This window comes from Sphingomonas sp. BK036, assembly GCF_004216825.1.
In the GTDB taxonomy this organism is placed as follows: Bacteria; Pseudomonadota; Alphaproteobacteria; order Sphingomonadales; family Sphingomonadaceae; genus Sphingomonas.
On record NZ_SGXR01000005.1, the window covers coordinates 30750 to 43550 of the forward strand.

13 protein-coding genes are annotated in these 12801 nt (G+C 63.3%); 9 read left to right on the plus strand and 4 right to left on the minus strand.

Going from position 1 to position 12801, the window contains the following annotated elements:
• Positions 1 to 226: 226 nt before the first annotated feature.
• From EV283_RS10540 to EV283_RS10550, 3 genes are all read left to right on the plus strand, one after another.
• Positions 227 to 1753: a serine/threonine-protein kinase gene (locus tag EV283_RS10540; RefSeq protein ID WP_130325176.1), complete on the plus strand. Its 1527-nt coding sequence runs from the start codon at positions 227 to 229 to the stop codon at positions 1751 to 1753.
• A gap of 42 nt (positions 1754 to 1795) precedes the next feature.
• Positions 1796 to 2257: a hypothetical protein gene (locus EV283_RS10545; protein WP_130325179.1), complete on the plus strand. Its 462-nt coding sequence runs from the start codon at positions 1796 to 1798 to the stop codon at positions 2255 to 2257.
• 76 nt (positions 2258 to 2333) lie between these two features.
• The gene (locus EV283_RS10550) at positions 2334 to 3104 is read left to right on the plus strand and encodes a glucosaminidase domain-containing protein (protein WP_165391753.1); all 771 of its coding nucleotides are present in this window, start codon (positions 2334 to 2336) and stop codon (positions 3102 to 3104) included.
• 1 nt (position 3105) lies between these two features.
• On the opposite strand, the gene EV283_RS10555 is transcribed toward EV283_RS10550, so the two are convergent.
• Positions 3106 to 3594 carry a hypothetical protein gene (locus EV283_RS10555; protein WP_130325183.1) on the minus strand — a complete coding sequence of 163 codons (489 nt, stop codon included), beginning with the start codon at positions 3592 to 3594 and terminating at the stop codon, positions 3106 to 3108.
• A gap of 284 nt (positions 3595 to 3878) precedes the next feature.
• Here EV283_RS10555 and EV283_RS10560 point away from each other — a divergent pair, with 284 nt between their 5' ends.
• Complete coding sequence (locus tag EV283_RS10560) at positions 3879 to 5237, plus strand: hypothetical protein (protein WP_130325185.1); 1359 nt, start codon at positions 3879 to 3881, stop codon at positions 5235 to 5237.
• Between the two features lie 221 nt (positions 5238 to 5458).
• On the opposite strand, the gene EV283_RS10565 is transcribed toward EV283_RS10560, so the two are convergent.
• Positions 5459 to 5698, minus strand: coding sequence for a hypothetical protein (locus tag EV283_RS10565; RefSeq protein WP_130325187.1), 240 nt, complete (start codon positions 5696 to 5698; stop codon positions 5459 to 5461).
• Between the two features lie 238 nt (positions 5699 to 5936).
• On the opposite strand from EV283_RS10565, the gene EV283_RS10570 reads away from it, so the two are divergent.
• A complete protein-coding gene (locus tag EV283_RS10570) occupies positions 5937 to 6212 on the plus strand; it encodes a hypothetical protein (RefSeq protein ID WP_130325189.1) in 276 nt (91 codons plus the stop codon).
• 203 nt (positions 6213 to 6415) lie between these two features.
• On the plus strand, positions 6416 to 6748 hold the full coding sequence (locus EV283_RS10575; RefSeq protein WP_207223099.1) for a hypothetical protein: 333 nt from the start codon (positions 6416 to 6418) through the stop codon (positions 6746 to 6748).
• A gap of 126 nt (positions 6749 to 6874) precedes the next feature.
• On the opposite strand, the gene EV283_RS10580 is transcribed toward EV283_RS10575, so the two are convergent.
• Positions 6875 to 7519 (minus strand): TetR/AcrR family transcriptional regulator, encoded by a 645-nt coding sequence (locus EV283_RS10580; RefSeq protein WP_130325193.1) that lies wholly within the window; start codon positions 7517 to 7519, stop codon positions 6875 to 6877.
• A gap of 142 nt (positions 7520 to 7661) precedes the next feature.
• Here EV283_RS10580 and EV283_RS10585 point away from each other — a divergent pair, with 142 nt between their 5' ends.
• Together EV283_RS10585 and EV283_RS10590 are read left to right on the plus strand one after the other, a co-directional pair.
• The gene (locus tag EV283_RS10585) at positions 7662 to 10019 is read left to right on the plus strand and encodes a TonB-dependent receptor (RefSeq protein WP_242615906.1); all 2358 of its coding nucleotides are present in this window, start codon (positions 7662 to 7664) and stop codon (positions 10017 to 10019) included.
• Between the two features lie 114 nt (positions 10020 to 10133).
• Positions 10134 to 11342 carry an MFS transporter gene (locus EV283_RS10590; RefSeq protein WP_242615960.1) on the plus strand — a complete coding sequence of 403 codons (1209 nt, stop codon included), beginning with the start codon at positions 10134 to 10136 and terminating at the stop codon, positions 11340 to 11342.
• A gap of 267 nt (positions 11343 to 11609) precedes the next feature.
• Here EV283_RS10590 and EV283_RS10595 read toward each other — a convergent pair whose 3' ends face one another.
• Entirely contained in the window at positions 11610 to 12158 is a 549-nt protein-coding gene (locus tag EV283_RS10595; protein ID WP_130325197.1) for a TetR/AcrR family transcriptional regulator, read from the minus strand.
• 57 nt (positions 12159 to 12215) lie between these two features.
• Between EV283_RS10595 and EV283_RS10600 the strand changes: the two genes are divergently transcribed.
• Positions 12216 to 12743 carry a DUF4188 domain-containing protein gene (locus EV283_RS10600; protein ID WP_130325199.1) on the plus strand — a complete coding sequence of 176 codons (528 nt, stop codon included), beginning with the start codon at positions 12216 to 12218 and terminating at the stop codon, positions 12741 to 12743.
• Positions 12744 to 12801: the final 58 nt, after the last annotated feature.

Here is a 12801-nt window from a genome sequence, read left to right on the forward strand (position 1 = left end):
GAAATTTGCAGTTTGGATTTACGAGCGAGATAGCGCCTAAACAACTGTGGCAGAAAGTTTAGCCGATCGTTGCCATCACCTTAATGAATGCCAGCAGTTGGGCCGCGCAGAATTGAATGCCAATGTCCAGATTTGGGCCCTCAGGGCATCACCGCTCAACGAACTCGCCTTCCGCGCAATCGAGACGGCCGGACCGCGGATCGTTCGAGCGGAAGCGGCCGAATAGATGGACACCGGCATTCGCGATCCGCATGAGAGCTCGCCGGCGATCGCGACAGCGTTCGGGTTAAGCGCGGGCACCATCCTGAACGGCATCTACCGGATCGACCGGTTCCTGACGCGTGGCGGCATGGGCGACGTCTATCTCGGCAGCAATGTCGAGACCGAAGAACTGGTGGCGATCAAGGTCATGTTGCCGCGGCTCGCCGAAGACCCGAAGATCCTGTCGCTGTTCCGCAGCGAGGCGCGACTGCTGATCCGCGTCGCCCACCCGGCAGTCGCTCAGTACCGCGTGTTCGCGCGCGATGCGACGCTCGGCGTGCATTATCTCGTCACCGACTTCATCGACGGCGACGCGCTGTCCGCGCGCTTGCACGGCGCGGTTCCGGGGCCTGACGAAGTCGCGCGATTGATCCGGCGGTTGGCGGGCGGACTGCGGGTCACGCACGAGCTCGGCGCCGTCCACCGCGACATGTCGCCCGACAACATCCTGCTCCCCGGGGGGCGGATCGACGAGGCCAAGATCATTGATTTCGGCATCGCAAAATATGTCGAGCCCGATGATCGGACCGTCGTGATCGAGGGGTTCGCCGGCAAACTTGGGTATGTCGCCCCCGAACAGTTCGGCCTTTACGGCAACCGCATCGGTCCGTGGACCGATATCTACAGCACCGCGCTCGTCCTGCTCGCCTTCGCGCGGTCCGAACCGATCGACATGGGACGGACCATGTCCGAGGCTATGGAGCGCCGATCGAGCGTGCCCGATCTGTCTGCGCTGCCCGATAGTCTGCGTTCGCTGTTCCGCGCCATGTTGCAGCCGGACCCGGCCGAGCGTCCCGCGTCGCTGGATGCGGTAGTCGGAGCGCTCGATAGCGCATCGATCGTCCGCGCCGCGAAACCTGCCGAGTCGCCCGCCGCTCAACCTGCCACCCGGCTGGCCGCGCCGTCGGCCAAGCCGTCAGCCGGCCCGACGGTCGCGCCGCCCGCCACGCCGAAACGCGCAGGCAGCCCTAAGTTCAGGCCGGCTAGATCGGTCGACAAGAGACTAGTCGTCGCGCTCGTCACGCTCATCGTCGCGTCGCTGCTGGTATGGATCGCGTGGCCCGGTACGCGCTCGCAGCCGTTTCGAGGCAAGCCGGCACCTGCCATTCCCGCATCACGGCCTGCGATTGCGTCGGTTCGATCGATGTCGCCCGCAACCCCCTCTGCAACACCGCCGCAATCCTCCTCACCGGTTGCGCAATCCCCGCCAGTCGGCAGCGCGCTTCCGCCCTTGTCGATCGTTGCGTCTACCAACGCCGACCGGCGTCGGGGAACCGCGCTGTGCCGGAGGAACGGCGGCACGGCGACCACCGCCACGATCGACGGCATGGTCCACGCGCGTACGGCAACGCTGGTGTTTGTATCGCCGTCGGGCAAGCCGCGGACAATCGTTTCGGGCAGCGCGGAGCATTGGGCACGGTCCGCGGATCGGCGTGGGACGGTTCGACAGAATGGTGCGGGACGATACCGCATACGGTTTTGCGCGAACTAACCGGGGAACGCGGCTCTGGCGGTTCTCGATGGCGCGCCCTCGTTGCCGGTATTGCCGGCGGCGTCGGCGGGAGCCAGCATCGAACGCTACCGCAACCTTGCCGTTCGGAAGAACTGGCCCGTGATCGTGTCCTGGATCGTCCTTCCAGCGACTGCCCAAACACGAACCGGTCGGGGATTACCAAGCACGTCCTCGACGCCGATCGCCGACGGTTACCCGGTGCAGGGGACGACCTCAGTCGGAACAGAAGCATCTTCGGTTTCCACGCCGACCAAGGCATCCGCCTTTTGTCGCCGCTACAAAGAGGGGCGCTGGCAGGATGTCGGGGTACGCAGCCGCGACGCCTGCATTTCCGCCGCGCTCAAGCGTGGGTTCTCGGGCTATGCACAATACGGCTTTACGCTGCTGCGGCGTTATGACGGTCACGTCGAAACCAAGGTAAACGGGCAGTGGACGCGTCTCGACGCTCGGACCGACGGCCGTCCGGCGGCATCGTCGCGGTAGACGGAATATGTCGGGCTATCCTCATGTCACGATCGGTGGAGCAGTCGGCCGGGGCGGCGCCAATCGGTCGACGGATGTGCGCGCGATCCAGCAACTGCTCAACATCCGGCGATCCGCCTGGTCGTCGCGACCGTTGCGCGTGGACGGGATGTGCGGGACCCAAACGCTTCGTGCGATCGCCGAGGCGCAGCACCGCCTCGTCGGTCGACCGAGCTCCGATGGACGCATCGACCTGAATGGCCCCACCTTGCGATTGCTCAACGCCATGCGGCCCGTGCCGCGCGCCGCACCCCGCGCTACCTCGACGCCGCCGCCGGTATTACCGCGTGCTGTCCGACCACCCACGCCGCGACCGGTAGCGCACACCGTACCGGCCCGTCGCGCTGGCCGCGAGCCCCCCATCGAGGTGATCGATGCAGCCCGGCAGTCGGAACAGCGATGGCACGTTCCCGCCTTGATCAGCATTGCCCAGTGGATACTCGAAAGCGGCGAGGGCCGGCATATGCCGCCCGGCTCGAACAACCCGTTCGGGATCAAGGCGGCGGCGGGGCAGCCGTCGGTCACGGTGCGCACGCGCGAGGAGACGCGCAGCGGACGATCCTTCCACATCCGCGCGCCCTTCCGAAAGTTCGCGACGCTGGCCGACGCGTTCGAAGCGCACGGCCGGCTGCTCGCCACGCACCGGGCCTATGGTGAAGCGCGCCGCCATGCCGATGATCCGGACGCCTATGCCGACGCACTGACCGGGCGCTACGCTACCGACACCCACTACGGAACGTTGCTCAAGACGATCATGCGCAGTCGGGACTTGTACCGCTACAACGCGCCGGCAGCAGTCTCGCGATAGCCTATTTCAGCATGGAGAAACATGCGCTCATCCGGGCAGCGATCGACTGATACTGGTTGGCCGTCTTCGGGTATCGCAACTGGAAGATTGCCAACTGGTCGCCGCGTTGCAGCACCTTGCCGTAGAATATCGTTCCGGCTCTATCGGCACCCGACACGACGCGCCAATTGCCACGTCCCGCAGCATAGGTCGTTCGACCTCCTCGACCGGCAAGATCAGCGGCGATCTCCTTTGCGGTAGCGTCGATCCCGGCGTTCAGCACGTCGTTGCGGCCGAAAACGATGAGCTTCCCACCGTCCGCGCCACGAAATACACGGCCGTCACCGTTTGGCGCTTCTGCCTGCGCCTTCAACACCGCCGGGTAGCAGATTTGGAATCGATACCGATCGTTTACGTAGCGACCCCATGTATGTTCGGCGTTGGCGGTGCCAGCGTTGAAACCTGCCGCCAAACCAAATGCTAGTATCACAGATCGTATATCGAGTTTCATTGGAATACTATCCCGCTTTTAGCGCAAAGCTATAGTCCCTTGGCAATGAAAAATAGGCGCACTCGACCCGATTTAGTAGCGTTGTCATTGGAGCACTAGGATTAGAAAGTGATAACGGCGCGATCGACGTCGGCAGCGCCGATCGACGCGCCGGCCGAATATGTCATTCGTAGCGTAATACGGCCCATCTGAAATCCGGCTGAAGCGTACCGAAAGCCATTGCCGTCTTCGTCAACCCGGGCGCGACGATCCCGTCGCCACCGTCCAGGGGAGGAGATGGGATCGTGCCAGCTGGCCCGACGCGCGAAAAAATCAAATTGTACACGCACACGCTTGGCGGCGCCCTGCGTGGAGCGGGTAAGCGCGAGTTCGACGATCGCTTCGACGCAATCCCACTGGTTGTCATCGCCGAGGTGCCGAGCCGCGTCGCCGCCGACCTCAACAAGCACGGGCAACTCTACCAGCACTTGGTGCCCCAAGTGTCGAAGACAATGCAGGCCATCATTCGAGACAAGATCGCGCCGAAAATAAATCCGTCCTGGCCTGTGGACGATATCCTGCGGGCAAGTGTCAGCAAGATCTGGGCAGATAATCGCTCGGGTGTCGAAAAAGCGATCGAAGCACAGATCGCCCAGCACTACAGCACTCTTGGCGAGTGGCATGCCCTCCGCAAGCACACCGCGATAGACGGCGCCATCGTCACCGTCACGCTCTCACTCAGCGCCGCGGCGTTCGGCCTCTCCGGTTTCACCATGGGGGTGAGCGGCGCGGCGGCGATCATCGGGCTGGTGCGCGGCATCATCGACGGGATGGAGAAGCTCGTACAATGCTGGAAGACGGTCGACGAATGGGGCGTCCGCATCGACAAAGACGTGAGAGCGCTCGATCGGGCCTATGATCAGGGGCTGGGCGCTGGGCGAGCCACCCAGATCGGGGGCGGCGTTCTTCGGAGCAGTGGCTTGGGCAAGGCCGCGACGCTCGTCAGCGGTCGCGATTTGACGCCGTCGATCGCATCGATCGAGGGCAACATCGTCGTGTATCGCGGCAAGGTCGCCCATCTTTACGCGTTCCTCGATCGGATGACGATGCGGCTGGTGGAACTGCTCGATCAGCAGCAGGTGCAGGACAACGAGCGCGTGACCCGAAGCATCACGGCGCTACTCGAGGGACCCGGCACGGCGCGTGGACGTCTTGTCGGCTTTCGGGGGCGTTACACGATCCCCGTCGGCATCGCGATGTGCGCGGCGCGCACGAAGACGGCCGAGACGTATACGACGAAGCTGCACGATCTGAGCGCACGTGACGGCCGCGCCAGGCGTGTCGCAATGGCAGTACAGGCAGCGGAGGTAACGACCAACGCAGGGTTTACCGCGATAAACTACCCCGCGATCTTCAACGGGGCCGGTGGCGGGTCCGCGGCAGCGACCTTCGCGGTGGATGGCGAAGGATCGGCGGTTACCGCTGCGGCGTTCGGAATGCTTAACGATGCGATCGGGACGCTGAAGGATGCGTTCGGGATCGTGAAAGGCGCGCTTCCGGACGATCCCGGCACCGCGGCGAGGGAACGCGAGGTGCGGTTGGAATTCGCGGCGTTGCCGGGCGCGCCCCCGCGCGCCGCGCCCGCGCGCCGACACTCGGCCTGAAATCGATATGCGAGAGCCAGACGCTTTGGCTCGATCATCAACCGCAGCGGGTGTGGCATCCATCGCGTCCGCGTCGGACGGCGCGATCAATCGCGAACGCGTGACGCTGGCCACACGCTGCGCCACGATCCTCTCGACCATCAGCCGCGACTGTTCCTGTTCCAGCTCCTTTGTGTTGACCGCGATTTTCACCCGTGCCCACGCACGTGATCGATCGCGTCTCAGTCCATTCGCAGGACGATCCGATCGAGCTCCACCTGATCGCCGGTCGCCCGAAGCGCGCCGATCGCGGAAGAGTGAGCATACTGGCGGACCAGACCCTCAGTGCTGCCCGAGATGTACGCGATCTTGGCCACGTCATCGCGAATGACAGCAGGGCCCTTGGGTCGCAGAGTGACGCCGTACTCGACAAAGAACGTCCGGGGCGCCGGATCCAGCACAAGACCGGACTTGAGTGTCACCTCAACCGGACGATACGCCGTTTGTCGCGGTCTCGGTGTATGTCGGTCGTGCTTGTCGGTCCCTAAACTTGATAGCGAACGTCGGCGAAGAAGGCCGAAACTTTTTCGAAAAGATCAGTTTTGAGAACGGCGGCGAACTGCGAGGAAGGGATGCTTGCGGCATCACTTCCCCGCTGCATGAATGAATGGCCGAAGTTGGGAGGCTGAGAACCGCTCTCCGCTCAAGGGCGGAGAGGCGATGCTGCGCCGCCTCTTTGCCGGCCGTACCGCGCCTGAGGTTGATGACACTTTGATGAAAACGGACGCCTCAGAGGCAGGCCGCGCGGCGCTGGCAGCCACGCACCGCCGCCTGCAACCACTTGCTGTTCCGCAGGCCATCCGCTTTCGACGGCCCAATGGGTTCGGGTTCGATGAGTTTACGCTCGTCTATCCCGATCGCACCCTTCTCGTCGGAATCATGCTCGACTCAGACGGCAATTTTATTGACCTTATCGGTCCTCATCCTAGCAAGTAAGTAAGCTGTGCCTTTTCTCTAAAACTGAAGCGATGATTGGGAATTTGGGGTTTGGATTGCGAACGACGTCGACCACTGCGTTTGCTCCGCCAGCCTTGTTGTTGCCCAAATAATGTGGAAATCAAAACGACACGGTCGCCATCGGAAAAGCCGATAAGCATTGCCGTGGCAGGAGATGAAGCTGTGCTCGTACGGAATGCTTCATGATAATGAGTGCAGCTGTGGCTGCCTTTTTTGCATCGCCTGGTGCTCAGACTACCATCACGCCGCGGATGGCCGAATTTGATCTGGAAAAGGTTCATCATAAAGAAGCGACTTGCGCAGACCGCAGCCCGGCCGATGAGATCATCGTTTGCGCTCCCAAGAACATGAACATCTGGATTTCTGACGCGGATAAGGCAAAATTTGCACCGAAGCCGCTACGCGGTGAGTTCACCGGACCGCTTAACGCAGAAACAAAGCTCCATGTCATTCAAAGCCAAAACCCTGCGGCTGTAACACCCGCTGCGGCGGTAACCTTAAAGTGGCGATTCTAGCCCTTTTGGTCCCTCAACTTTACGTGAACGAACGACCGGTTTGGCTGTGCTGGGAAGGGGCCGTAAGCGTCCGCTTTTGCGTCCTTCCTTCCTACCTACATCGTCAATTTATGCTTGCGAAAATGTTCAGTCGTCAACGCTGCGCAAGATGCCATCTCTCAACATTGTTGCGACGACCTTCGCGATATCATCTGGCGTCTCGTCTTCGCTCCATACGGCATAGCGAAGTCCCAGGAATACGTTCATCCCCATAATCGCCCAACCATGGATCTCGCTGACGTCGCCTGTAATTTCGCCGCGTTCGGCGGCCTTGCGAAGGCGGCCTGTGATACGGTCTGCCGTAGTCGCGTAATGAAGGCGAAAACTTTCGGAATCGACGAATTCCGATTCGTCGATGATGCGGTAGATCTCCTTGTGCTGGCGGACGAAGGTGATGAACTCGCGAAGCCCCGCCTGTTCGGCCGCAACCTGGTCGGGCGCGGACAGGATCGCCGGGGCGACATGATCGCGCACCTGGTCCGACATGTCGCGGACGAGCGCGCGGAACACCGCGTCCTTCGAATCGAAATAGGTGTAGAAACTTCCGAGCGCGACCCCGGCGCGGCGCGTGATGTCGCTGATCGATGCCTGGTGAAACCCGTTATCGCCGAATTCGATCGCGGCGGCGTCGAGGATCGCGCGCATCGTCCGGCGCCCTCGCTCGGTGCGCGGTACCTTGCCTTCGCCGATGACAGCCGGGTCTGACCGCGTCGTCTCGTGCGCCTTCGCCATACTGTCTGCCTTGATACACAAGTTGAATACTGGTTCAGGTTTCAGTATAGACTGAAACCAAGGCGCACAACCCGGATCATACCGGGCGCATCACGCGGGCGCCGCAGGAGGGGATGACACCGTGGCACAGCCGAAATCCGTGATGATCATGTTGAACGCCGGGGTCGCACTCGCCGCTTTGCTTGGCGGATCCGCGTCCGCGCAGACTCAGTCCGCCGCCAGCGCTGCCGAGACCACGCCGACCACGCAGGCAGGGCCCGCCGCCGACGAGGCCGGGATCGACGGCGATATCGTCGTCACCGCGCGCCGCCGCGAGGAGAGGCTGCTCGACGTGCCGATCGCGATCACCGCGTTCACCGGCGCGCAGCTCGAGGCGTCGGGTGCGCTCGACGTCACCGATCTTGCCGCTGTCACGCCGAACGTCACGCTCGAGACGTCGCGTGGCACCAATTCGACGCTGACCGCCTTCATCCGCGGCGTCGGCCAGCAGGATCCCGTCGCCGGGTTCGAGGCCGGCGTCGGCATCTATCTCGACGACGTCTATCTCAACCGCCCGCAGGCCGCGGTGCTCGACATTTACGATGTCGAGCGGATCGAGGTGCTGCGCGGGCCGCAGGGGACGCTCTATGGTCGCAACACGATCGGCGGCGCGGTGAAGTACGTGACCCGCCGGATCGGCTCGGACCCGACGCTGAGTATCCGCGGGAGCTATGGCAGCTATGACCAGGCGGACGGAGTCATCAGCGCGAGCACGCCGATCGGCAATACGGGGTTCAGGATCGGCGCCGCGGTCGCGCGGCTGAGCCGAGGCGGGTTCGGCACCAACCTCACCACGGGGCAGGACAATTACAACAAGGATTTCTGGGGCGCACGCGGCACGCTGCAATATGAGGCGGGCGACAGCGCGTTCTTTCGCCTGTCGGGGGATTATACCAAGGACAACAGCAATCCGCGCGGCGGGCATCGGCTGATCCCGGGGCTTGTTTCGGGGACGCCGGTGCTGTCCGACGTGTTCGACAGCCGCGGGGGACTGGTCGCGCCGAAGCAGTCTGTCGAGGCCTATGGGGGCTCGCTCTTAGCCGAACTCAAGCCGGCCGCGTATCTGACGCTGCGCAGCATCACCGGCTATCGCAAGGACGACAGCGCGACGCCGATAGACTTCGACGCGCTGCCCGCGGTCGATGTCGACGTTCCCGCCTTCTACAATAACGAACAATTCAGCCAGGAGGTGCAGCTGCTGGTCGATGCCGGGCCGTTCAACATGCTGGCGGGGCTCTATTATCTCGATGCCAAGGCGCGCACCGTGTTCGACGTGCGGTTGCCGGGGACGGTGACCGCGCTGACCTTCGGCGATGTGCGGACCAATACGGTCGCGGTCTTCGGCGATGCCACGCTCGACGTGACGTCGATGCTCAGCGTGTCGGTCGGCGGCCGCTATACCTGGGACGATCGCATGTCGCAGGTACAGCGCAACGTGTATCTGGGCGCGTCGCCCTTCTTCGGCGGCTCGACCGCGCCGATCGCACGGCAGACCGATTTCCGCGGGACGGCGAGCTTTGCGAAGTTCACGCCGCGCGCGTCCGTCAGCTTCAAGCCCGATGCGAACAACACGCTGTATGCGAGCTGGTCAAAGGGGTTCAAGGGCGGCGGGTTCGACCCTCGCGGCGTCGGCACCGCGGCGCCCGACCTCAACGGCAACGGCATCACCGGTGCCGGCGGCGACCGGCAGGATATCTACAACTTCCTGTCGTTCGGGCCCGAGAGCGTCGAGAGCTATGAGGCGGGATACAAGGCGTCGCTGTTCGACCGCCGGCTGACGCTCGCGGTGGCGGGTTTCCATTCAAAATATACCGATGTGCAGGTGCCCGGATCGGTCGGGGCAACCGTCGGCGGGATCCAGACCTTCATCGGGATCACGACCAATGCAGGCCGCGCGCGGATAAACGGTATCGAAGGCGAGGCCAATCTGACCGTCGCGGAGGGGATCGCGGGTACCGGCGACCGCGTCAACCTGTCGGGGACGATCGGCTATCTCGATGCCAAATACACGCGCTTCATCGATTCCCGCGGGATCAATGTCGCCGCCAACCGCAGGTTCCAGAACACGCCCGACCTGACCGCAAGCGGGACGCTCGCCTATCATGTCCCCGTCGGCGCCGCGGGCGCGATCGATGCGAGCACGACATTGTCCTACCGCAGCGATTCGCAGCAGTTCGAACTGCGGACGCCGCTGCTCGACCAGTCGGCCTATGCGCTGCTCGATGCGAACCTCGTCTATACGATCGACGCGCGCTTCTCGATCGGGGTGCACGGGAAGAACCTGACCAACAAGCGCTATGTCGTGTCCGGCTATAATTTCCTGCTGCAGAACCCTGATACCGGCGATTATCTGCGAACGGCAGCAGGTGCATTGCGGCCCTCGCTCGGCAGCGACGGCGTGCTGACCGCTTATTATGGCAACCCACGTCAGGTTTTTGCGACGCTCACCGCGAAATTCTGATGGAGCGCAACGGGGGGGCGGGTGATCGCCCCCCCGTTGCTGGAGTAATGTATGACGAGTCCTATCCCGGCGGCCCCCCGCGAGGGCCGTCGCTACCGCGTGACGGCGCTCATCATGCTGTTGCTGGTCTACACGTTCAACTTCGTCGATCGGCAGATCCTCGGCATCCTCGCGCCGACGATCAAGACGGATCTGGCGCTGACCGATACGCAACTGGGCCTGCTGGGCGGGCTGGCGTTCGCGTTGCTGTATTCGACGCTGGCGATCCCGCTCGCGTGGCTCGCCGACCGGACCAGCCGGACCTGGGTAATCACGATCTCGCTCGCTGTGTGGAGCGCGTTCACCGCGCTGTGCGGTGTGGCCGGCAATTTTGCGCAGCTGTTCGCGTTCCGGGTCGGCGTGGGGGTAGGCGAGGCGGGGGGCGTCGCGCCATCCTATGCCGTGATCGCAGACACGTTTCCGCCCCACCGGCGTGCGCGTGCGCTGGCAGTGTACTCGCTCGGAATTCCACTGGGGTCGGCCGCGGGGGTCATGCTTGGCGGCTATATCGCGACGTCGATCGACTGGCGGACCGCGTTCGTCGCGGTCGGTGTCTCGGGGCTGGTGCTCGCGCCGGTGTTTCGGCTGTGCGTGCGCGAGCCGGTCCGCGGGTCCGATGCGTGCGACCGCGAACCCGTCCGCCGCGTGTTCGGCATCCTCGCGCGCAAGCCAAGCTTCTGGCTGCTCGCGTTCGGCGCCTCGGCGAGTTCGATGCTGGGCTATGGCCTGGCCTTCTGGCTTCCGTCGCTGATGCAGCGGAGCTTCGGGCTCGACCTGATCGAGACCGCGCAGTTCTATGGCGGCGTGCTGTTGCTGGGGGGTGTTGCGGGCGTCCTTCTTGGTGGCGTGCTCGGCGACCGGCTGGGCGCGCGCGATCGGCGGATGTACGCGCGCGTCCCCGCGATCGCGTTCGTCATCGCGGTGCCCCTGTTCGCCGCAGGGATCCTGTCGTCCTCGGTGACGGCGGCGTTCGTCTTCTTCCTCGTGCCCCAGGCGCTCGCCTATGTCTGGCTCGCACCCGTCATCACGGCGATTCAGCATCTGGTACCGCGCCATATGCGCGCCACCGCATCGGCGACATTTCTGCTCGTCAACAATCTCGTCGGACTGGGCGGTGGCAGCTTTGCCCTCGGCGCACTCTCGGACGGACTTTCCGCGCATTATGGTGACGAGGCTTTGCGCTATGCGATGCTCATGGGGCTTGTGCTGTATCTGGTGGCCGCGTTGCTGATGTGGATGGCGTCGACACCGCTTCGTCAGAATTGGGTCGATCAGCCGAATTAGGACGCCAACACCGACAGCCGTGTTGCTCCAGCCGGGACTGTTTAGGCGTGTGCTTGAATAATGCCGGTATCGGATATGAAGCTCTGATAGCTTCCAGGGCGAACCGTCGCTTGGAACAGGGACGAGAACGGCGGTGCCACTCGACACCTGCCACCGCCCAGTTCGGAACGGCCGCTCTAACATTCAAACGATTTCAAGCTGAGACGGAAGCTGAAAAATGGCAGGTTTTGGGAATTGCTGAAGGCCGGATGAAGGTCCGGAATTGGGTCAAGTAGATCTCGAACTAGCTAAGCCCGCCACGACGAGCGACAGCGCGGCGTGTTCGAGACGCGCTCCCCCGACAGGTAATCCACCATCGAGCGCTAGCGTGGCCATACCGTGCACGGCCGACCAACACGCGAGTGTCGCCGCGTCTGAATCAGCTGGCGCGAGCTCACGAACCCGCCGCACCATGACACCATACGCATTGTCTTCGACGGGGGGCGGTCCGCCGTCATGGCCGGAGAACATTAGGCGAAACAGTGCAGGACGTGCGCGGGCGAAGGCAAGATATGCTTCTCCCTGTGCAACCAGCGCGGAGCGCGCGTCCGACTGCGCATCGGCAGCGAGCAGCGCGGTTCGTAGGTCGTCGAAGCCGGACATCGCAACCGCTGCCAGTAGCGCTGCCTTGTCACGGAAGTGACGGTAGGGTGCCATTGCGGAAACGCCAGCATCGCGCGCGACTGCGCGTAGGCCGACGTCCTCGCCTCGCTCAAGCGCGGACAACGCAGCGGCAAGGAGTCGCGCTGGCAGTTCGACAAAGTTATCATCACACATGTTTACATTGTACACCGACAATCTATGTATACGCTGTACACAGCATGGAGCCCGGCAATGCAAGCGCCTTTAAACCGCCAATCGGTCGATCTCTCCGCCTATCCCAATCTTGTCATGATCATGCTGGGGTTCCGGGTTAAGGGATGGCGTGGCCTGCTCGCGATGCGCCGTATTGGGCCGGGACTGAAACAGATAGCGCGTGACAAGCCTGACGGTCTGCTCGCGCACGAGGGCATGCTGTTCAGCCTGACGCACTTCGGCTTCCGCCAGTATTGGCAAGACATGGACACTCTCGAACGGTTTACCCGCGGCGAGCCGCATGCCGATTGGTGGCGTGATATCCGCGAACTGTCAGCGGGAGCAGGATTCTGGCACGAAACCTACCACGCCAAAGGCGGCGTGGAGGCGCTATACGTGGCCATGCCGGAGCCGGTCGGTCTTCAACACTTTGCGCCCGAGCGGCGCCCGGTTGGCCCCTTCATGGCGGCCCGCGCTAGAGTGCAGGGAGGTACAACTGCAGTCGTCTGGGATAAGCTGACGGCGTCGACGAGCGTCGGCCCCTCCAAGTACCCAGCGCCCGACTGAGATGAACAAGTATCGGAAATTGGATCATCCGGTCGACGATTCGAGGCTCCACTTCGCG